Annotated in this window: 19 protein-coding genes; 3 read left to right on the forward strand and 16 right to left on the reverse strand. The window is 56.8% G+C overall.

Annotated features, from left to right (window positions below; genetic code table 11):
* Positions 1–239: 239 nt before the first annotated feature.
* The 8 genes from Q0915_RS26870 to Q0915_RS26905 form a co-directional block, all read right to left on the reverse strand.
* Positions 240–677 (reverse strand): globin domain-containing protein, encoded by a 438-nt coding sequence (locus Q0915_RS26870; RefSeq protein ID WP_299483811.1) that lies wholly within the window; start codon positions 675–677, stop codon positions 240–242.
* Positions 678–892: 215 nt separating this feature from the next.
* The gene (locus tag Q0915_RS26875) at positions 893–1,807 is read right to left on the reverse strand and encodes a LysR family transcriptional regulator (RefSeq protein ID WP_299483812.1); all 915 of its coding nucleotides are present in this window, start codon (positions 1,805–1,807) and stop codon (positions 893–895) included.
* 25 nt (positions 1,808–1,832) lie between these two features.
* Positions 1,833–2,213, reverse strand: coding sequence for a nuclear transport factor 2 family protein (locus tag Q0915_RS26880; RefSeq protein WP_299483813.1), 381 nt, complete (start codon positions 2,211–2,213; stop codon positions 1,833–1,835).
* Positions 2,214–2,749: 536 nt separating this feature from the next.
* Positions 2,750–3,994 carry an ABC transporter substrate-binding protein gene (locus Q0915_RS26885; RefSeq protein WP_299483814.1) on the reverse strand — a complete coding sequence of 415 codons (1,245 nt, stop codon included), beginning with the start codon at positions 3,992–3,994 and terminating at the stop codon, positions 2,750–2,752.
* 45 nt (positions 3,995–4,039) lie between these two features.
* Complete coding sequence (locus Q0915_RS26890; protein ID WP_299483815.1) at positions 4,040–4,732, reverse strand: ABC transporter ATP-binding protein; 693 nt, start codon at positions 4,730–4,732, stop codon at positions 4,040–4,042.
* A gap of 2 nt (positions 4,733–4,734) precedes the next feature.
* Entirely contained in the window at positions 4,735–5,481 is a 747-nt protein-coding gene (locus Q0915_RS26895) for an ATP-binding cassette domain-containing protein (protein WP_299483816.1), read from the reverse strand.
* Positions 5,478–6,596 (reverse strand): branched-chain amino acid ABC transporter permease, encoded by a 1,119-nt coding sequence (locus Q0915_RS26900; protein ID WP_299483817.1) that lies wholly within the window; start codon positions 6,594–6,596, stop codon positions 5,478–5,480. The genes Q0915_RS26895 and Q0915_RS26900 overlap by 4 nt, the downstream gene beginning before the upstream one ends.
* Before the next feature lies 1 nt (position 6,597).
* The gene (locus Q0915_RS26905; RefSeq protein WP_299483818.1) at positions 6,598–7,452 is read right to left on the reverse strand and encodes a branched-chain amino acid ABC transporter permease; all 855 of its coding nucleotides are present in this window, start codon (positions 7,450–7,452) and stop codon (positions 6,598–6,600) included.
* 228 nt (positions 7,453–7,680) lie between these two features.
* Between Q0915_RS26905 and Q0915_RS26910 the strand changes: the two genes are divergently transcribed.
* Complete coding sequence (locus tag Q0915_RS26910; RefSeq protein WP_299483819.1) at positions 7,681–8,325, forward strand: hypothetical protein; 645 nt, start codon at positions 7,681–7,683, stop codon at positions 8,323–8,325.
* A gap of 299 nt (positions 8,326–8,624) precedes the next feature.
* On the opposite strand, the gene Q0915_RS26915 is transcribed toward Q0915_RS26910, so the two are convergent.
* The 3 genes from Q0915_RS26915 to Q0915_RS26925 are packed head-to-tail and all read right to left on the reverse strand — an operon-like array spanning position 8,625 to position 11,420.
* Entirely contained in the window at positions 8,625–9,407 is a 783-nt protein-coding gene (locus Q0915_RS26915; protein ID WP_299483820.1) for an ATP-binding cassette domain-containing protein, read from the reverse strand.
* An 8-nt stretch (positions 9,408–9,415) separates the two neighbouring features.
* On the reverse strand, positions 9,416–10,387 hold the full coding sequence (locus Q0915_RS26920; RefSeq protein ID WP_299483821.1) for an ABC transporter permease: 972 nt from the start codon (positions 10,385–10,387) through the stop codon (positions 9,416–9,418).
* A gap of 52 nt (positions 10,388–10,439) precedes the next feature.
* Entirely contained in the window at positions 10,440–11,420 is a 981-nt protein-coding gene (locus Q0915_RS26925) for a sugar ABC transporter substrate-binding protein (RefSeq protein ID WP_299483822.1), read from the reverse strand.
* 217 nt (positions 11,421–11,637) lie between these two features.
* Here Q0915_RS26925 and Q0915_RS26930 point away from each other — a divergent pair, with 217 nt between their 5' ends.
* Both Q0915_RS26930 and Q0915_RS26935 read left to right on the forward strand, forming a co-directional pair.
* Entirely contained in the window at positions 11,638–12,282 is a 645-nt protein-coding gene (locus Q0915_RS26930; RefSeq protein ID WP_299483823.1) for an SGNH/GDSL hydrolase family protein, read from the forward strand.
* Positions 12,283–12,438: 156 nt separating this feature from the next.
* A complete protein-coding gene (locus tag Q0915_RS26935; protein ID WP_299483853.1) occupies positions 12,439–13,506 on the forward strand; it encodes an ROK family protein in 1,068 nt (355 codons plus the stop codon).
* A gap of 277 nt (positions 13,507–13,783) precedes the next feature.
* Here the strand turns inward: Q0915_RS26935 and Q0915_RS26940 are convergent, their stop codons facing one another.
* Genes Q0915_RS26940 through Q0915_RS26960 form a run of 5 tightly spaced genes read right to left on the reverse strand, consistent with a single transcriptional unit; the run spans position 13,784 to position 18,073 of the window.
* Positions 13,784–14,209: a heme-binding protein gene (locus Q0915_RS26940; RefSeq protein ID WP_299483824.1), complete on the reverse strand. Its 426-nt coding sequence runs from the start codon at positions 14,207–14,209 to the stop codon at positions 13,784–13,786.
* A 42-nt stretch (positions 14,210–14,251) separates the two neighbouring features.
* The gene (locus Q0915_RS26945) at positions 14,252–15,457 is read right to left on the reverse strand and encodes a CoA transferase (protein WP_299483825.1); all 1,206 of its coding nucleotides are present in this window, start codon (positions 15,455–15,457) and stop codon (positions 14,252–14,254) included.
* Positions 15,454–16,230: an enoyl-CoA hydratase/isomerase family protein gene (locus tag Q0915_RS26950; RefSeq protein ID WP_299483826.1), complete on the reverse strand. Its 777-nt coding sequence runs from the start codon at positions 16,228–16,230 to the stop codon at positions 15,454–15,456. Before Q0915_RS26950 ends, Q0915_RS26945 begins: the two co-directional genes overlap by 4 nt.
* Positions 16,227–17,507, reverse strand: coding sequence for a TRAP transporter large permease (locus tag Q0915_RS26955; protein WP_197000742.1), 1,281 nt, complete (start codon positions 17,505–17,507; stop codon positions 16,227–16,229). Before Q0915_RS26955 ends, Q0915_RS26950 begins: the two co-directional genes overlap by 4 nt.
* Positions 17,507–18,073 (reverse strand): TRAP transporter small permease subunit, encoded by a 567-nt coding sequence (locus Q0915_RS26960; RefSeq protein WP_299483827.1) that lies wholly within the window; start codon positions 18,071–18,073, stop codon positions 17,507–17,509. Before Q0915_RS26960 ends, Q0915_RS26955 begins: the two co-directional genes overlap by 1 nt.
* Between the last annotated feature and the right edge of the window lie 31 nt (positions 18,074–18,104).

An 18,104-nucleotide genomic window follows, 5' to 3' on the forward strand; every position in this document is an offset into this window, starting at 1 on the left:
GGAACGCGTTGCACTGCATCGGGCGCGCGGCGAAACGCAGCTTAGGGGCTGCATTCCGACACCCGAAGGTCAGGGCTATTTGTCCTCTGAGACTTCGTCGGCTTTCGCCCAGGGTGGCGCAACATCACTGCGCGCAACCCACCTTGTCGCTAGATGAAACTACTCCGATCAGCTGACCCAGTATCGGTTGGATGTGCACCAGTTGCTTCATCACCGAACAAGGCAGCAGTCTCGCACAATCAAGCATGCATCTTGAGCGGCCGCTCCGGGTAGGCAGCTTCGATCATGACATCTGCAAGACTATCGTAGGCACGTGTCCAGGCCACGAATACATCCTCGGAATGCGACGCATCCAACACAGTCCTCAGCATCGTCACCAATGCTTCCCTGACAAGAAAATAGTGCTCTTTTTCAACGCCATAGGCCAGATGCCGCAGGGCAAGATCCTTGACGATCGGTTCGAGTTCGCCGGCGTTTTGAAGTTGGGAGACCACAAGGCCCAAAGTGCTCATGAGTTTCACAGACTGAGAAGACATGTCCTGGAGGAAAAGGCCGCGTGTTTGTGGTGCGATTTCAAAAAGTGTTTCATAAAAAACGTCACCCGCGTGCTGCAGGTTGGCCGAAAGGGAAATAAAGGATGTCCGAATGAGGTCGATTTCCTCCTGGCTCAAGGTCATTTTTCCACTCCCAGCTTTCAATTCTCGTAAGGTCATTTTTGCGCGCATTTACTGCGCAAGATCGATCTAAATTCTATTGATGCGAAGGCCGGGCGGCAATACGCATGCCTGCAGGCGGGTCTTGCACAAACACCTGATGAATGCGGGCCGGCAGAATGGCTCCGGGCCACGGATCAAGGGGACTTGCCGGGCAGCACCGCGGAGATGCCGAACCGTTATGCCGCGCATTCATTGCGCCGCAGCCGGCGCTCTGTTTTCAGCCGCGTTCCTTTGGTTTCATGCGACTTGCCGAACAGGTCCTGTGCGCTTTCACGCAATTCACGGATCACCGTCTGAACCCTCGGGAACTGTACGGTGTCAGGGTGAACATGCAGGTGCAGTGCGCGGTCGATCTCTTTGCGAGCACCCTCAAGACGTTGAAGCCCAGGATCCATGTCCGCGAGCGGGACCGGTAACAGGCCTTTGCCGAGACCCTGCCGGATTGCGGTGAGCAGGAGACGCGGATCGTTGCCCACAAGGCGAATTGGCTCGTCACGCTCTTTGATCTTTTCAAGATATCTGGCCGGCGCGCGCCGCGCGCCGCTGGTGTCACGCATGGCAATCCACCCCAGTCCGGCAGGGTCGCACTTCGCAGGCGTATATAGCGCAAACGGCACGTCAACGAGCTTTATGGAAAATTCTCCCATCTGCGGCGGATCTTCAAACCAGAGCGATATCGTTGCTGCCGACCACGATGCCGTCGTCGGGCATCCAGACAACAGGAAAACCGTCAGTTTGGGATACATATGCGCAAGGCTCGGAAGGAAGTGCTCGGCAAGGTGCTCCAGAACCCAGTGATCGCCCAGAATGCGCAATTCACCTGCCGGTTCGTCCACCGGTGATGCCGCCACCTGAGAAATACGCTCCGCGCGCCGTTCGATTTCCATTGCATCCGCGATCAGTTTCTCGCCGACTTCCGTTGGAATTATCCCCGACTTCGAACGCAAGAACAGCGTTGCTCCAAGAGCAGCCTCCAATGCGGAGAGGCGGCGGCCTACGGTTGACTGATCAATGCCTAGCATAACTGATGCCCGTGTCAGTGAGCCGGACCTTATCAGGGCGAGCAATATCCGAAGATCATCCCAGTTCAAGTCGGTTGTTCCTTTCCCATCGGCCTCAGCTTTGATCCGTCAGCCTCGCGATGAGCCCGTCTTTGACCTCGAACAGCGACGCTCCGTTGAGCGAGACACCTGAACCGGCTTTCCAGCCGTTCGGAAGGTCCAGTGCAGGCGTCGCCGAATAGGAAATCTCGGCAAGCGTTACTTCGTCGACGGTAATCACGTTTGTAATTTCCTGATGACGCCTGGAAAACGAACGCAACGCCGTTTCCGCCATGGTGCGGAAATCAGCGGACCCTGACGCCTCTGCAGTCACCTTGCCACCTGTAATGTTGGTGAAGCGGATATCCTGTGACAGGCACGCCAGCATCCGGTCCACATCGCCTGCATTGTAGGCATCGATGTAGCGCTTGATCAGCGTCGGCATGGCCTTGGGCATATTGTGGAGCCTCCTGGCGTATTTTGACGGACAGTTCCGGCGCAGAACCTTGCGATTTGGCTGCCGCGTGTCCAACAAAAGCCAAGGGGGCCGACATAAGCGGTATTTGTCGCTGCAAGCGAACGGTGTTTTCTAACAATTGGTCGTGGTGTGCCGTTCGTGCAAAAAGTCCTGTCAGCAGCTGTTGCGCTTGTTGGTGCTGAAAGTGGCTTTTCGTTCACGGACAAATGAACAGTTCAGAGGCGGGGATTCAATCTTAAGGTTAAATTTAAGAAACAGTTTACTTAAATCCCGAAATATCGTTTTTGAGTATTGTTGCGAAGCAGAAATTTATCAGCCCCAAGGAACCGCCCGGGAAACGGTTCCTGGGGTAAGTTTTTTAAAGAAAGACATTTCTTTGTTTTTGACAAGAAAATCTATCTGAACGATTTTTACAATTTAATTCTATTCAAATAATTTGATTTTGCTTACTTAATCATTGCGCTTCAAAAAATAAACGGGCTCGCGGACGACGATCGCGAGCCCGTCTTGCTATGTTACTGGTCGAGTTCTAGCACAGCCTTACCGTCCGCTTCCGCGACTTGCTCCAAAGTATCCTCGCCGGTCCAGCGGAAGATGCCGTAAATGCCTGCGGGCACACCGGTGTCGGTGTAGTCCATCGTTCCCGTCACGCCGTCGTAGTTGATTTCTTCGCCGGCCCGGATTGCGGCAAGGCCGTCTGCATATGTGTGGACCACTTTGCCATCACCACCGGTGACATCATACATCGCTGCAACCCACGCCTCGGAATCCAGACTGCCTGCCTTTTCGATGGCCAGAGCCGACGCCACGAGCAGATCGTAGTACTGGATCGCGTAGGAATTGCCCGCGTCGCCGATCTTATCGATGTATTTTGAGTCCTTTGCCGTCGGCTCATAAAAGTCCCAGGCAGGTCCTCCGGCATTCGAAAATGCAGCCAGTACGACCGCCTCATGCTTGCCGACCGCTGCCTGTGACGCTGTCTGGATAAAGCCCGGTTCCTGCCACTCGGACGTGCCGATGATGAACCAGGAATTTCCGGCCTCGGCCGCGTTTTTGACAAATGCACCGCCATCAGAGGGGGCGGAAAACACGATCACGGCCTCTGGGTTCTGGTTGGCGATCTTGCTGACCACACTCCGGTAATTCGACTGGTTGGGCTGGATATCGATGCTGTCCAGGACTTCGATCCCCAATTTGTCGGCGGCCTTGATCGCTGCATTTTTCTGAAGCTGCGACCCAGCGGCCTCTGTCGCGACGAAGACGACGGAGTTTTTGCCGGCGTTTTTCGCGTGCAACAGCGCGGCAGAGCCTTGAGCGGAATCCATGGGCGACCCACGGAACAGCGGCTCCTCGGCATTTCCACCGAACTCGGCCTCGATAGCGCCACCGTGGACCGAGGGCAAAAGCGGCCCTTTGTCGGCTTTGACCTTCTCCAGGATGTAGTCCCTGTAGGACATGTAGTTGTGCGCGGCATTCAGAAGAATGTCGATGTTCTCGCTATCGACCAGCTTTCGCGCGGCGCGCGCTTCACCGATGGTGCCAATGTCCTGATGTATGGGCACGAGCTTGCGTCCAAGCGGCGGATCCTGGTTGATAACCTCAAGCGCGAAGTCGGTCACCGCGTCGAAGAACTCGCCAAATCCGCCGTATTCTCCCGTGTGATATGTCAGGTGACCTACCTTGATGTCCTGAGCGGACACACTGCCCGCGCTGAGCACCAGGGCCAGTGCTGTCGATACAAAGAACCTGTTCAGTTTCATGTCATCCTCCTCCCATCGGGGTTTCAGCCCGTTCAACGACTGATGTCAGATGTGATAGGCCTGCATCAGCTCCTTCATGCTCAGCTGCTTTGCGTCCTTGAGCATGAGAATTCTGCCGAGGCTCAACACGAGCACACGGTCAGCAATTTCAAGGGTTTTGACTGCGTTTTGTTCGGCAAGAACGATGGTGACGCCCTTGGTTCGCCGCGCTTCGGCGATGGTCTCGAACAAAACGTCGACATAAAGCGGTGCCAGACCGGCAGACGGCTCGTCGAGCAGGATGATTTCGGGCTCCTGCATCAAGGCCCTGCCGACGGCAAGCATTTGGCCCTCTCCGCCACTCAGGCTTCCGGCAGCCTGATCCTTTCGCTCGGCGAGCCGGGGAAACAGCGCATAGATTTCGTCAAGCCGCTCCTCCCTGGGACGGGTGCCCACAAGCGCGCCGAGCGACAGGTTTTCCGCCACCGACAATCTCGGAAAGACATTGCCCTCCTGCGGCACGTAGGCGACACCCATCGCGGTAAGCTCGTAAGGAGGTACGGCGGTCACGTCATTCCCGCGCCAACCCATGCGGCCAGTCCGAACCGGGAGTAATTTTGCCAGCGTTTTCAACAGTGTGGTCTTTCCAGCACCGTTGGCACCCAAGACTGCAAAGACTTCGTTGCCAATGTCGAAGTCCAGGTCGTACAAGACCTGAACCTCTCCGTATCCACTGCCGAGATTCGAGACTTCGAGCATGCTCAAACTCCCATGTACTTTTCGGCGACGACGCGGTTGTTCTTCACTTCGTCCGGGTCTCCCTGAAACAGGAGTTCGCCTTCGGAAAGAAAGTGAACGTAGTCGCAATTGTTCCAGATGAGCTCCAGGTCATGTTCGATGATCAGAACGACAAGTTCGCCCTCCTCAACCATAGAACGCACGAGTCCCATGACTTCCTGGGTAATTTCGTCCGGCAACCCTGCCGCCGGCTCATCCATCAGCAACATCTTCGGCTTGACGATCAGGCAGCGTAGTATGTCGACGAGTTTTTTCTCTCCACCGGACTTGGCAAATCCGTCAGGGTTGGAAAACGGGAACCGGTCCAGGAGCCCGTCAATCGTTGCTTCGAGCTCAGGATCGCCCGGATCTGGTTTCCACGAAAAGCGCCAGCCTTCGCGCTGCGGAGGTGTCGCCGCCATGCGCAGCTGGTCGCGAATGGTCAGGCTCTCAAATCCCTGAATCCTCTGATTGGTCTTGACCAGGCCAAGCTGCGCGACCTGGTGCGACGACAGGGAAATCAGGTCATGGTCCTGACCATCTCTTTCAAAGGTGACCGACCCGGTCGTGGGTGGAATGCGCCGGGTCAGGCACCCGAGCAATGTCGACTTCCCGGCACCGTTCGGACCGATGAGACCTTCAATACCGTGGCCGCCGAACATAATTTCCTGGATGTTGAGAACCGGGTGGGCCGTATAGGACTTGGACAGGCCGGAGGCGGTCAGCTTCATGACGGTTTCTCCGGCGTTGGGTCTTTGGCTTGGGAAATGCCATCCGCTTCCGGAGCGCTCGCGCCGGGTTCAGCTGTTGCAGTGACAGCGGGACTTTCGTCAGGTCCGGAACTGCTGCTGCCGGTCTTGCCTGTGGTCCCCGACGTTGTCTTTGCTGTTGAGACCGAGGACGCCACAAGCCGGCGGCCAAGGGCAACACCGGTGCGCACACCCTCGATCCCCTTGCCGATCACGGCTTCGGGCGGCAGACCCGGATCGAGCAGGCCCACCGGCTTGAACATGAGTACGCCAACGAGCAGGAGCCCATAAACGAACAGCTTGAAATTGGGAACATAGACCGCAAGCTCGGGGGTGACCGGTGCATAAGTCTCAATCAGGATATCGAATATCCCGAAGGTGATGAAAACACCGACGACCGCACCTAGAGAGTGTTCCTTGCCGCCCAGTACCAACGCAATCCAGACGGCAAATGTGACGCTCGGGACGATCATGTTCGGGGTCAGGAACTGATTGAGCGGCGCTGACAGCGCGCCCAGAAGTCCCATGGCGATACATGTGATCACGAACCAGAATGTCTTGACCGCATAAGTGTCCTTGCCGAGCGACGCCGCAACTTCTTCATTGTCTCTTATGGCCAGCAAAAGCCGGCCGGTGGTCGATTTGTGCAGCCGCAGCGTGAACAGCTGCAAGGCGGCGACCACTGCTATGAGGAAAAAGAAATAGAGGTACTCCGTCGCACCACCGATCCGCACCGGATACTTGATGGTCCCCAATCCGACAACACCCATCGTCATCCATTTTTCGGTGACAATGAGCAGCGCGACGATCGCGCTGAAGGCAATTGTGGCGCACAGGATCCCCTGTGCATCAAGCCTGAGGACCAGTCGCCCTATGACCCATGACGCCGCGGCGACACAGGCAACGGACAGAACGATCGCGTCGACGAAGGAGAGATCGAGCTGAACCTGGAAGACGCCCATTGCATACATGCCGAGCCCCCAGAACCCGACAACGCCGAAATTCGGAATACCAAGCAATCCGAACTGAATGTGCAGTGCGAGCGCCAGTCCGACATAAATGAGCAGCAACGAAAGTGAAAATACGAGATACGCCATGTCAGACAACCCGCGCGCCGCGGCGCCAAAGAATCAGAATGAAGGCTGCAAGCAGGGCCACTTCCGCATAAAGCGGTTTGGTGAGAAGTGTGATGGCGGCCGTCAGAACGCCTGCGACAACAGCGGCTATCAAAGCCCCTCGCACGCTGCCAACGCCCCCGATGATCGAAACCATGACCGTGATCAGGATCAGGTTCCAACCCATGAGGGGATTGACGAGAGCGAAAACGCCCTGAAAAATTCCGGCAAGTCCCGCAGCGGCACCTGCGACAAACCATACCTTGACGGAGACTTCATGAGGGTTGATGCCGCAGACGCGGGCCAATTCCGGGTTGTCGGCAAGCCCCCGGACCTTTTCGCCGAACCCGGTGTGATAGATGATCCAGTAGAGATTGAATGCGAACGCTGCGACAAGAATGAGAGCGATAAGCTGTAAACTGGTCGCGCCGACGCCGATCAGATTGAAAAACTCGATCGGCGGCTCGTCCATATAGACGTTTTCCGCGCCGACTAGAAGAATCAGTCCATATCTGAGGACGAAGGAAAGACCGACCGACAGAATAATCAGCTCGGACGGCTTGATGCCGCGCTGCATGGCCGGACGAAAAACGAACAGATAGGTCGCGACGCTCAGCAGCCCGCTCAATATGGCTGCGGGAACAATGGAGATGTAAAAGCTAAGGCCAAAAGCCACGTTGAACAGAGAGGCGAAATAGGCGCCAAATGTGATGCCTTCACCGTAGGCAAAGTTGATGAAGCCGTTCAGGTAATAGATAAGCGTGAAGCCAATCGCGGCCAGTATAAGCGGCGATGCCTGCAGTATTCCTATAAACAAGGAGTCGACTGCGAAAGACACGCGCGGGCCTCCCAATTGTTGCTTGCTGAGGCGGTTTCAGAACCGGCCTCGTGCTTCTCCAAGAAGGTCCCCGCAAATCACGCAAACGATAATAACGAGCAATATTGCTACGTTGCGCTCAGTCTTTTATTTGACACGATCGAAACGCTTGAACTTGAATTCACGCGTCTGCTCCTGCCCGATAGCAATGACTTGAACCGGCTGCAGCTGCCGGGAGGAAGGGCCGTCATGAAAACGTTTTTGAAGGACAACTGGATTCCCGTTGCCATATCCGTCTCGGCACTGGTGGTGGCCACGGCAATCGGACTTGTCCCGGTCTTGCGATCTCCCGGCGATGGCACTTTGAAGGCAGACGCCGCGCTCCAACAGCGTGTTTCGGAACTGGAAAAGAAGGTCGCAGAACTTGACGGTGCCTCCCCGCTGTCAGATCCCGAGGCCACCAAGGGCATCAACCCGGCTCTGCGCGCCGAGATCGACCAGATCGTGAAAGGTCTCGTCAACCAGACGGGCCGCATCTCTAGACTGAAGAAAGATGTCGCCCCAATGCTTGCCTGGGGTGACACGCCGCCCGTGCCGGACCGCATCGAGCAGCAGATCAAGCTTATCAACACAGCCTTCTTGAAACAGACGGGCCGGCTCAAAGCGCTTGAGCAGGAGGTCGCACCCGTGAGCGGCAACAGCGCCGCAGTCGACCGGATTTCGCTTCAGGTCAAGAACCTTGAATCGGCCGTCACGCAGCTGCACAAGCGGCTCCGCAAATTGTCGGCGGAACTGGAAGCCTCAGCGGCCAATCAAGACACTTTGAGCCCCGAAACCCTCCAGTCGATCGAAACCAAACTCGAGGACATCCTGAATAGCGTACGCGCTCAATAGACGAGAAGCGCTCTCTTACGCGCATACCGTTTTGTCCGGTAATGTTCTGACAGACCTAACCAACAAAAAAGCCGCTCAAGAAGGGCGGCTGTTTTTGATTGGTTGCGGGAGCCTGATCATACCAGGGCTTTGACGTTTGGTGCTTCCAAGAACTCGTTACAACAGTTTTTCAGTTCAAAACTGTCGATTTCAGCAGCGCCTGGTTTCACCGCGATGATCGCAGCAGGGATTTTCTGGGAACGCTTTTTAATGAGGCGAATACAGGGAAACGGAATGCCCATTTTCCACGCGCTGCAATGTCAATCAATCTGTTCAAGATCTTCTTCGAGCTCGCTCATGTCTTCGCCGCCGGCCATGAGATTGAGAACTTCCTCGCGAGACTTTTCTCCCCGATTGAATGACGCTGCGACTTCTCCCTGGATCAGAACAACGAAAGTGTCGCCTACGCTCATGGCGTGGCGCGCGTTGTGCGTGATGAAGACTATGCCTGCACCGTTTTGACGCGCAATCCTCATCATCTTCAGAACCATTGCGGCTTCCTTGACACCCAGGGCCGATGTCGGCTCATCGAGGATCAGCATCTTGGCACCAAAATACATCGCCCGCCCGATCGCCAGAACCTGGCGTTCACCACCGGACATGGTTCCGACGAGTTGATCTCCGCTGGTCACGCGGGTGAGACCGAATTTCTGCATCTGATCCACCGCAACTTCGTTGGCAAGCCGGGTGTCTATGCTTCGAAACGGCCAACGGCCTTTGACAGGTTCAGCGCCCAGAAAGAAGTTGCGGCCAACACTCATAAGCGGGATGGACCCGACATCCTGATGGACTGTCGCGATACCGCGCTGGCGCGCTTCGCGCGGCGTCGCAAATCTGGTTGGCTTGCCTTCAAACATCAGTTTTCCTGACGTTGGCTGGTGATAGCCGGAGAGGACCTTGATCAGGGTCGACTTGCCGGCACCGTTGTCACCCAGAAGGCAAAGGATCTTGCCCGGCTCGACCTGCATCGACACTTTTTTCAAGGCCTCGGTGGAGCCAAAATACTTGTCGACGTCGCGCAATTCCATGAGAGGCTGAGACATTGTCGCTCCTATTTGCTCGAAAGCGCCAGCCGGCGAACATAGTTGTTGGCGAGAACAGCCGCCGCAAGCAGAAGACCAAGGAACAACTGGATCCAGTCCGTGTTCCAGCCGGTGTAGAAGATGCCGCTGGATATGACACCGAACAACGCCGTGCCCAGAACGATGCCGGTGACACTGCCATAGCCGCCGGTCAGGAGAACGCCGCCGATAACAACGACAATCGGTGCCTGGAACACGAAGCCCATGCCGTAGGTCGCGTTACCTGAATTCCATTGGACGCCTTGAAGAATCCCGACCAGCGCGGCGGCAAGTCCGGTCGCGATGAACAGACTGATCTTGACCCGCTGCACCGGAACACCTGCCCCCCGGGCCGCGTCCAGATTTCCACCTGTCGCATAGATCCAGTTACCGAAGACGCTGCGGCTCAAAACCCGGTAACCGATATATGCAACGAGAAGCCACCAGAGGATGGAGATATTGGCCTGGCCCCAACGCGCCGCAAAAACAAACTTTGCGCTGTCGGAAGCCACTATCGAACTTGATGTGACATTGGCGATCAGGCGCGAGACGCCCATTGTTGCGCCGATCACGATGAAATTTGTTGCCAGGGTTACGATGAATGACGGCAGTTTGGTCTTGACGACTGCGAGGCCGTTGGCGAGCCCGATCAGAGCTCCTACCGCCAGTGCCAGCAACACCATCGGCCAGATCGGCAAATCGTATTGGTTGGTTCCAAGCGCCAGGATCATCGACGCGGCCCCGACAGTCGACCCGATCGACAGGTCAAACTCACCCGAAATCATCAAGAGGCCCACCGGAATCGCAACAATTCCCAATTCGGCAGCCAGATTGAGCCATCCGGCCGTGCCATTCACGGACACGAACCCCGTTCCGGGCGTTGCGAGAGCAAAAAATAGGTAGGTGATGAGAAACGCTGCGAAAGCCCCCGCCTCGGGCCGCTTCATGAAATTCCTGAGCACATCTTTCTCCAGGTGAGCTTCGTCTGAGGGCCCGAGCCGGGCCTTGCGGCGCCTAGGAGGCGCCGCGAACTCCTGCGTGTTCCTTGTTGACCTTCAGCGTTTCGTCCACGTTGGAGCTGTCGATCACCAATGGTCCGGTCTTGACATGTCCGATCGGATGCAGGCCGTAATTCAGGTACTGGTGGGCAATCTGGATGGACATGAAGCCTTGCAGATAAGGCTGCTGATCCATGGCAAAGGCGAGGTCTCCATTCTTGATGGCAAGGAGAGCTTCATTGGACAGGTCTGCCGTTCCGACCATGATCTCGCCCTTCCGTCCGACTTCGTCCACGGCACGCAAGGCCGACATTGCAGGAACCGCATTCAGCGTATAGATGCCGTCGATCTGTGGATTTGCCTGCAGGCTGCCCTTGATCGCCTGCGTCATCGCCTGCGGGTTGGTTGCATCTCCCGTCCCGATGGTCTGGTAGATGGTTTCCTTTCCGGCTTCCTTCATGGCAGCAACATAGCCATTGCACCGCTCTTCAACCGTCGGATTTCCCGGAACCTGGTTGAAGCACAGGCCCGTTGTGACGCCGGCGTCCGCCTGGATCTGACCTGCCTTGTAGCCCATCTGATAAGGGTCTTCGCCAACAAAGCCGATCGATCCGTTGCCTTCCCAAAGGGTCTGGCCGGAATTGTGAATGAGGACGGGAATACCGGCGGCGGTCGCCTCCTTGATCAACGGATCCATGCCGTCGGGAAAGAACTCGCCGACGAGCAGCATTTTGGGCTCGCGGCTGATCGCTTGCTGCAGCAGTCTGGGGTAGTCGCTCGTCATGTTCGACGTGTCCGTGACCGCAATATACTGGTAGTCGACGTCGAAAATTTCGGCGGCGTCGTCAAAGCCCTTTTTCACCGCGGCAAAAAACGGCCAGGACAACGGACCGCTCACGACCAGTATCGGCCCTTCGTCGTTGGACACTGCAGGTGACGCAACGCCGAGGCCGATTGTGACAGCGGCAGCTGCCAGGACTGATTTGAAAAGTTTCATCTGATCCTCCCGTGATCCGACGACACAGACAAGGCGAATTTTGACCGCATCCGTGCGCCTGTTCATCATGATGAGCATGGAAATTACTCTTGTGTCAATAATTATTCACGATGAATTACTATTGACCAATTGAAGATCCGCTTCTAGGCTGGATTCCGTTGGCACTCACGATTTGACTGCCTATCTTATTGAAAATAAATAAACCTTTGGAGGCGGTATGCGATCGGTGTTGTGCTATGGAGATTCCAACACGTATGGACAAACCACCGCCAGCAAACCGGATGACCGATACCCGCATGACGTTCGGTGGCCTGGTGTGCTGAGAGGTCTTATCGGCAACGAATGGCTTGTGATCGAAGAAGGCCTGAGCGGAAGAACCACCGTCAGCAACGACGAAATCGAAGGTCCGGAAAAGAATGGCCGGACCTATCTTCGGCCCTGCATCATGAGCCACAAACCGCTTGATCTGATCATCATCATGCTCGGAACCAACGATCTGAAAGTGCGTTTCAACAAAACCCCATGTGAAATCGCCATGGGCATCGGAGCACTTGTGACCGACATCAAGGCCATGCCCGCCGGCGTTGACGGCAAGATCCCCGAAATTCTGATTGTCGCGCCGCCGCCGACCGCTCTTGACCTGAAAGAATGGTCGGATGTGTTTCTGGGGGCTCAGGAAAAATCACGCGCACTGGCACGTGAATATGAACGGATCGCCGAAGCCCACGAAGTGCATTTTTTCGATGCGGGTCTTGTTGTCAACTCCAGCGACGAGGACGGCTTTCATCTCGATGTCCAGGCTCACAAAGACCTGGGTCACGCAATTGCCGAGGAGATCGCGGCCATTGGCTGGCCGAACTAAACTGACTAAACCGTGGGAAGAAAAGGCCGGACGCGAAAAACGCATCCCGTTCCAGATACCCAAACGTGATACGCCATAGGGCGAAGTCACGCCTCGAACCCGAGGTGCGTTTCGCGAGTTCTGATTTCAAAGCTGGAGGCCGTACTTTTGCCGGATATGCGTTTTGCCCCGCCACCAACCGTTCGTGTCGCAGAACATCCGGGTGGCATGAACCAGGTTCTGGCGCGCAGCTTCAATGAACGTTTGATCATGTCCCTTCTCCTGCAGCACGACGGCATGACACGGCTTCAGCTCGGTCAGGAAAGCGGGTTGTCCGCACAGACGATCTCCGTCATTGTCAGGGCACTTGAGCGCGACAACCTGGTCAGCAAGGGCGAAGCGGTCCGGGGTCGGATCGGGCCTCCAACCACACCCATCAGCTTGAATCCCAATGGCGCGTTTTCGATCGGACTGCATGTCGATCGTCACGCAATCGAGGCGACAATCATCAACTTCGTGGGGTCACCCGTCGCTCAAAAGCGAAACACCCTCACCACCTTCAACGTCCAGAATGTGCGTGATGCGCTGATTGGAATGGTGGACATGCTTCTCGGTGAATTGACGGCCACGCAGAAAGCCCTCGTCGCCGGAATCGGGCTTACATTCCCCCAGCGTTTTGAAGCTGAAGAGGAACAGGAACAAGCCGTCCTGACTTTCGACTTTGAACAGGACCTGCGCGCGCATTCCGGCCTGGAAGTCGTCATCCAAGACGATGTGACTGCCGCCGCCAGCGCCGAAACACTCTATGGCCAAGCCAAGCGTATGGACGATCTGCTCTTTTGCTACGCCTCCAAAGATCTTAAGCCGCGGCTTATCCTTGGAGGCCGGATCTATACTGGTTCAAAACCTCAAATTCCAATCTGCGACTGTCAGACTTGGGCGCTTACGGCCCAGAACTTGGAAAATGTCGTGACGCAGGACGATCTGGGTATCCAGCGCTGGATCAAACAGGTTGTCTCAAAGGCCGCCGATCTTGTGCAGGATCTCGCAACGTTCGCAAGCGTTCCGGAAATGATCCTGTCGGCTCCGGTTCCAACGGCTGTCATGGATGAACTGGTATCGCGTATCCGCACGGAGATCTCGGCTGACCTGTCGGTGACAGGGAGCCGGTTTGGACCTAACGCTCTCGCAATCGGCGCCGCGATCATGCCCATTCAAACGCGCTTTACTGCGAATACTCTTTAGAGCCTGTGACGTGAAGGCGTAAAAATACCGATCACGCATTGCCTCTGCCACTAACTCAGGTCTTGCGTCAGGGCGCTGTTGGAAGTCTCACAACAGCGACTATCAGCACTTAGTCTCGTAAAATTGACGACGTCTCAAATCAAATAGCCCGGCGCGAGGCCGGGTTGTTTTATGGGTTGCGGGAGCCCGATCACACCGACTTGTGCTTTCAGAGCATTCCTGGCTGGCAAGCCTGACGCTTGGGCGGCCTGACCGTTCGCGCCAGCTTGGGCGGTGATCAGCCTCCGTCTGCTGTAAATCCGGCGGCCTCAATTGCTGCGATTGCGCAGGTTTCGTCATTGTCGGACGAGTCACCGGTTATTCCTACTGCCCCGAGGACCTGGCCGTCCTCTTTAATCAAAACGCCACCGGGAACCGGCACCAGCGATCCTTCGGCAATGCTGTTCATTGCCTGGATAAAATAGGGCTGTGACTTTGCCCGTTCAAACAGGGCGCGCGAGCCGAGCCCCATGCCGATCGCCCCCCGCGCCTTGCCCTGCGCAATGTCCGGACGCAGATTGCTGGTGCCATCTTCGCGGGCCAGCGCCATCAAAAATCCTCCGCTGTCAAGAACAGCTACCGTAATGGGCTTCATCCCATGGACGCGCCGCCAGTCCAAAGCGGCCGAGACAATTTTCTGCGCTGTATCCAAAGCAAGTTTCACTCCGACCCCCGATCTACATGTTCATCTTGGCCTATGGGCGGCCTACGCCGCTATGACCGCTCCGCTTGCTATCAGGCTCGCGACCGTTTCCTGATCATACCCAACCTGTTCCAACACCTCTCGGCTATGTTGTCCCAACACCGGCGCGGCTTTGGCAACTCTGGCAGGTGTTTTGCTGAATTTGACCGGGTGTCCAATGGTTTTGACATTGCCCGCGATGGCGTGCTTCGTCTCCACGATCATATCACGCGCGACCGCCTGAGGGTCCTCGTGCATTTCCAGAATGCCCAGGACCGGACCGGCTGGAAGCGCCGCTGCTTCCATCTTGGCCAACCAGTTGGCGGTCGTGTCCCGCCGCAGTTTTTCATTCAGGATTTCGACGAGCGCAGGCAGGTTTTGCATCCGCGCCAGGTTCGACGCAAACCTCGGGTCGGCATCAAGCTCAGGCGTTTCAATGACATCCAGCAGACGGAGCCAGTTGCGCTGGTTCGCGGCACCAACGTTGATCCAGCCGTCGCTGGTCGCGAAGGCCTGGTAAGGCGCATTGAGCGGATGCGCGGAGCCAAGCGGTTGAGGATTTTCACCGGTGGAAAAAGCGATCGCCGATTGCCAGTATGTTTGCACGATCGCGGCCTCAAAAAGCGACGTGTCAACTTTTTGACCGCGGCCGGTCTTCAACGCATTTGCGTAAGCCGCGCTCACACCCATGGCCGCCAGAATACCGGCATTGATGTCTGATATCGGTGCGGCCACTTTGACCGGCGGACGCCCCGGTCCCTCGCCGGTGATCGACATCAGGCCGGCCATGCCCTGGGCAATCAAGTCGAAACCGCCGCGCTCCGCGTAGGGGCCGCTGCGCCCAAACCCGGAGATTTCGCAATAGATCAGGCGCGGGTTGATTGCCGCCAGATCGTCATAGCCAAGACCCAGTCGCTCCATTGTGCCCAAGCGATAGTTTTCTATCACGACATCCGCATCTGACAGGAGCTTGTGCAATACGTCTCGTGCCGACGGGTCCTTGAGGTTCAGCGCTATGCCCCGCTTGTTGCGGTTCATCATCATGTAGGCCGCGGATTCGCCTTCAATCTCGGGGGGGACGAACCGGCGGGAATCGTCGCCTTGCGGCTTTTCCACCTTAATGACATCCGCGCCCATGTCCGCCAGCATCAGGCCACACACCGGACCCGCCATGATATGCGCAAGCTCGATGACCTTCATACCGGTCAAGGGGCCGGTGGCGTTCGTCATTTCCCGGTCCACTTTGGTCTGGATTTGCTCAGGAATGCATCGATACCGATGTGGAAATCGTCGCTGGTGTAACACATCGCGATCAGGTCATCGTCTTCCACCGCAATCGCGGCACGCCGGCGACGCATGGCCTCTTTTGTGGAACGCAAGGTCAGGGGTGCCATAGTGCCGACCAACTGTGCCAGTTCCCTGGCGCGCACCATCAGGGACGCCTCATCCAGGAGAACCTCACTCACCAGGCCTATCGCCTGGGCTTCTTCAGCCAGGATCAGCCGCGCAGTGAAGATGATTTCGCGAACACGGCCTGCTCCCATCAGATCCGACAGGCGGGCAAGGTTGTCGCTGGCAAGGCAGTTTCCCAAGGTGCGTGCGATGGGAAACCCGAACTTGAGGCTGGCTGAGGTAATACGCAGATCACACGCCGCCGCGATCGCGGCCCCGCCGCCTGTGCAAGCCCCATTGATCGCTGCGATCGTCGGTACCGGACAACGTTCCAGGTCGTCCAGCACCTGTGCGATCCGGGCTTCGTAGTCCAGCGCGTCCTGCGCAGTCTTGAAATCGCGGAACTGGCTCATATCGGTGCCGGCCGCGAACGCCTTTCCACCCTTGCCGGAAAGAACGATGGCCCGGACCGATCCGTCGGTTGGCAGCGACGTGCAGAGATTTGCGAGCCCGTCGTACATCGCAAATGTGAGCGCATTGCGCGACTGCGGGCGATTGAACGCCACCCACAAGACGCCTTCTTCCAGATGTTGCGTAAGCTCTTCGGTCATCGGTAGAAGTACTCAACGAGGAACATCGGCACCGCCGGTACGTAAGTGCAGAGCATCAGCACCGCCAGCAGGACCGCGACAAAGAAGATATTCACTTTCGACACGGCCCAGATGTTCGCCCGCGCCACAGAGCAGGACGTGATCAGAACGGAGGCGACCGGCGGTGTCTGTTGACCAATCGCCAGGTTCAGGGTGACGACGAGACCAAAATGCACGGGATCGATGCCCGCAGCGGAGATCAATGGGATCACAATCGGGACAACCAGAATGATCGCGGCCGCCGAATGCAGAAAGAACCCGATGATCAGAAAAAAGAAGTTCAGGATCAGCAAGATCGCCCATTGCTGAGCGGTCACGGACAAGATCGCTTCCGCCAGTTGCTGAGGGATCTGCGCACGGGTTAGGAAACCGCCCATCAGAACCGATGCGGCGACCAAAAGCATGACCACGGCGGTTTGTATGCCGCCATCGAGCATCGCTCGGCGCAAATGTGCCAGGTTCAAATTGCGATACCAGGCAGAGACGACAAGCGCAGCAAGAACGGCCAACCCTGCGGCTTCTGTTGCGGTGACAAACCCGCCGAATATCCCGCCCAGGATGATCACCGGCAACGCAAAAGCGGGCAATGCGTCCTTGAACGTCTCGCGTACGCGCGGCAGATTGAACGCCTCTTCTACCGGATAGTCATAGCGTTTCGCAAAAGCATAGGCGACGCCCATCAACCCGGCAGCACCCAGGAGCCCCGGCACAACGCCGGCCACAAACAATTGCTCGACCGAGGTGTTGGCCGAAGCCGCATAAAGGATCATGGGGATCGAAGGCGGGATGATAATCGCCAGCGAGGCAGAGGACGAGGTGACAGCGGCGGAAAACTCCTTCGAGTAGCCGCGCTTTTTCATTTGCGGGATCAGAATCGAGCCCATTGCAGCGACGTCCGCTACAGCCGATCCCGAAATCTCCGCGAAGAACAGCGACACGCCAATGTTGACCATCGCCAGACCGCCGCGGATGAACCCGATGATGGCGGACACAAAGTTGATCAGCCGATCCGTGATCCCGCCCGCGTTCATGATGGCACCGGCCAACACAAACATCGGAATCGCAATCAACGAAAACTTGGTGGATCCGTCATACATGTCCAAGGCAATCGTGACCAAACTGCCTGTGCCCTCGACCGCCAGGAGGCCGATCACGCCGCACATGGCCAGCGCAACCGCAATTGGCACATTGATGCAGATCATCGCCAGCAGTGCGCAGAAGATCGCAGCCATCAACATCAGGAGCGATCCTTGTTCTTGATCATCTCGGCCTCGACCTCTTCCTCGATCTCCGCGTGTTCCAGCGAAATGCCGTCAGCGGTGACTTTCCAGTAGTTCGGCAGGCTGAGAAGCTGGCACAGGATGAACAGGATCGCGCCAATCGGGATAATCGACTGGGTGAATTGAACCGGAACCCAGGTCAGTGAGATCAGCGTGTCGCCTTCGAGAACTTCAAGAACCTGAAGCCCGGCTCGCGCCATCAGCACAAAGAAGATCAACACGATTGCCTCGCCCGCCAGCAGGGCCGCCAGACGCGCCTTGACCGGCATCGCCAGAAGCACCGTGTCAAACCCGATGTGACGACGGTGAAGCGCAGCGAGCGCCGAGCCGTAGTAGGTTATCCAGGCGAGCATGATCGCGGCGACTTCGTCATACCACGAAAAACTCTGGCCCGAGAGACGTGCAATCACCGCCGAAATCACGACGATGGTCAGAAGCACCATCAGCGAGATCGTGATCCATTCAAGCACTTTGCCGAGGATCGTGACAATCCGAGGTAGGAGTGAGATTGAGAGCTGGTTCACTTCGCGCCTTGTCTTCTTGCAGGAGCCAAAG

This window comes from uncultured Roseibium sp. (assembly GCF_947494555.1).
In the GTDB taxonomy this organism is placed as follows: domain Bacteria; phylum Pseudomonadota; class Alphaproteobacteria; order Rhizobiales; family Stappiaceae; genus Roseibium.

What these genes read in the sequence shown, in the direction of transcription:
- Q0915_RS26945 (WP_299483825.1), bottom strand. Translation starts at nt 15,457, where the DNA reads ATGACGAACGCCACCGGCCCCTTGACCGGTATGAAGGTCATCGAGCTT.
- Q0915_RS26935 (WP_299483853.1), top strand. Translation starts at nt 12,439, where the DNA reads ATGCGTTTTGCCCCGCCACCAACCGTTCGTGTCGCAGAACATCCGGGT.
- Q0915_RS26895 (WP_299483816.1), bottom strand. Translation starts at nt 5,481, where the DNA reads ATGAAGCTGACCGCCTCCGGCCTGTCCAAGTCCTATACGGCCCACCCG.
- Q0915_RS26890 (WP_299483815.1), bottom strand. Translation starts at nt 4,732, where the DNA reads ATGCTCGAAGTCTCGAATCTCGGCAGTGGATACGGAGAGGTTCAGGTC.
- Q0915_RS26955 (WP_197000742.1), bottom strand. Translation starts at nt 17,507, where the DNA reads ATGTTGATGGCTGCGATCTTCTGCGCACTGCTGGCGATGATCTGCATC.
- Q0915_RS26870 (WP_299483811.1), bottom strand. Translation starts at nt 677, where the DNA reads ATGACCTTGAGCCAGGAGGAAATCGACCTCATTCGGACATCCTTTATT.
- Q0915_RS26930 (WP_299483823.1), top strand. Translation starts at nt 11,638, where the DNA reads ATGCGATCGGTGTTGTGCTATGGAGATTCCAACACGTATGGACAAACC.
- Q0915_RS26925 (WP_299483822.1), bottom strand. Translation starts at nt 11,420, where the DNA reads ATGAAACTTTTCAAATCAGTCCTGGCAGCTGCCGCTGTCACAATCGGC.
- Q0915_RS26915 (WP_299483820.1), bottom strand. Translation starts at nt 9,407, where the DNA reads ATGTCTCAGCCTCTCATGGAATTGCGCGACGTCGACAAGTATTTTGGC.
- Q0915_RS26950 (WP_299483826.1), bottom strand. Translation starts at nt 16,230, where the DNA reads ATGACCGAAGAGCTTACGCAACATCTGGAAGAAGGCGTCTTGTGGGTG.
- Q0915_RS26885 (WP_299483814.1), bottom strand. Translation starts at nt 3,994, where the DNA reads ATGAAACTGAACAGGTTCTTTGTATCGACAGCACTGGCCCTGGTGCTC.
- Q0915_RS26900 (WP_299483817.1), bottom strand. Translation starts at nt 6,596, where the DNA reads ATGGCGTATCTCGTATTTTCACTTTCGTTGCTGCTCATTTATGTCGGA.
- Q0915_RS26910 (WP_299483819.1), top strand. Translation starts at nt 7,681, where the DNA reads ATGAAAACGTTTTTGAAGGACAACTGGATTCCCGTTGCCATATCCGTC.
- Q0915_RS26880 (WP_299483813.1), bottom strand. Translation starts at nt 2,213, where the DNA reads ATGCCCAAGGCCATGCCGACGCTGATCAAGCGCTACATCGATGCCTAC.